The organism is Arachidicoccus sp., from assembly GCF_050436765.1.
In the GTDB taxonomy this organism is placed as follows: Bacteria; Bacteroidota; Bacteroidia; order Chitinophagales; family Chitinophagaceae; genus Arachidicoccus.
Genome location: NZ_JBNQGD010000348.1, coordinates 1 through 1955, shown reverse-complemented (window position 1 = coordinate 1955; position 1955 = coordinate 1). Strand labels below are relative to the sequence as shown.

1 protein-coding gene is annotated in these 1955 nt (G+C 39.0%); it reads right to left on the bottom strand.

The genetic code is table 11. From position 1 onward, the window contains the following. Positions 1-1370: IS110 family transposase (locus tag ACQR30_RS14930; RefSeq protein ID WP_429736523.1), on the bottom strand; the 1370-nt coding region annotated here is incomplete at its 3' end. Positions 1371-1955: the final 585 nt, after the last annotated feature.

Below are 1955 nucleotides of genomic sequence, written 5' to 3'. Positions count from 1 at the left end.
GGGTGGTAAACTTTGGTGCGTATAGTGTGGTAAACTATAGTGCGTATTATACAGTTTAATTGCAGACTTACAACACGCTTTTCAAATTGTCTTATCATTCTCAATTTTTGTTTTTGCGTGTTAAATTCGATATCATTTTTTCTGTAAGGTTCCGCCTTGATAAGCATATTCCAGATAATCACGGCTAGCTTTCGGGCAGTTGCGGTAACCGCTGCAATTCGTCCTTTTCTAAAGGCAATCCGTTTAAAGAATGGGGTTAACTCATGATCTTTCTGATTTCCAATTGAATTAGCTGCCTGGCGAAGTGCCTCTGCAATGATATTTTTACCAGAAGGTGTATGGTTGCTGATGATATGTCCGCCACTTATTTTATTATTCGGGACTAATCGTAGCCATGCTGCAAAGCTTTTAGCGGTGGGAAACTTTCGAATATCGCTGCCCATATTGCTAAGAAGACAGAGAACTGTCGTGTCACTTACTCCCGAAATAGCGTAGAGATCCGTTTTGAAATACTGGTAGGCGATAGTTTGAACTTTAAATCCAGGTGTATTCTTGCTCTTTTTTTTCTTATTCATTTTGAGTAAAACCAGTTGCTCATCGGTGATATTACCAGCTGGGGCGTGCTTTATCAGACAATCTCTAATTTGCTGATCACAATCAAGTATTGCCGCCTCGAATTGCTTATAAAAGTAGAAGGAAGACTTTAGTTCATATAATAATTCTTCACGCCATTCTCCGGTAAGAGCAGCTGCGATCTCAGCCGGTGATTTCTTAACGCGAATATCCACTAAAGAAGCAAGGTATACTGGATTACGACTTCCTGCCAGAATGCCTTCTATAATCGCCAGACCAGACTTACCGACTATATCCCGGATGGCTACATCTAATCTAATATTCATGCGTCGCATAGCTCCTTGCATTTTGCTGATGTATTTCGCAGCCTGACCAAGCAAATGAAGCCGATGATTATAGTAGGTACGTATCTGCTGAATTACGTTGCTGGGCAAGAAACTACCTGATAGGAGACCAAGTGAATGCAACTTCTGAATCCACATGCAATCTATAACATCTGTTTTTCGACCTTTAACATTTTTGGTTTGGGATCCGCCTACTAACATTACTTCAAAGCCTGCTACTTGTAAAGCATTAAACAGTGTTTGCCAATAATTACCAGTACTTTCCATGGCGATAGTGGTGATGCCTTGTTTGCTCAAATAGGCAATAAGCATTTCATGATCTTTCGTGTAAACCCCAAATTCTCGGACATTCTCTTTGATTTGATCAACCGCGACAAAATGGCTACGGGATCCTATGTCAATCCCTGCAGCATGTGGATGCAGGACCGGCATAGAAAGTTCTTTTTCTTTCATGATATTAATTTTACTTTAAAGAAAAAGCCTCAGGGAATGTATATTTAATTTAAAATTTTTCTATTCGGGATTCTCAATGAAATATGGAGATCACCAGTCAATTCAACAAATGCCCTTACAAAGGATAGGGACATGATACATTCCAGCCCAAATTTCAGGAAGGACTTAACATTAAGTACCATTAAACCTCCGAGCTTGTCTCTGAAGCCAGTATTAAAGGTAAAATAATGTGTAAATAAAGGACAGATAAAAGTCCGAAATTGCAATTATCCGCTGGTGCAATAGTTGTATGCTTTATTCAACTATGTTCACATAGTCTCGTTATTTCAGGACGAGACAATTTATATATCTATTGATTTCTTGTAGGTCTCCAAAATCGGTGGCCAAACTATTAAAGAATATTTTCTCGCAATGTCTGTGCGAAAAATGAGCAGCCTCTGTTTACTAATGGCAAAAAGTGGATTAAAACGCCTAGAGCAACAGGATATGCAACAAAAATAATTTGGTAACCGTGGTAACTGTGCCACAGCAGGGGTTAATGGATAATTTAATAGATGACGGCTCCTTAAAATTTTAAATTCCCGG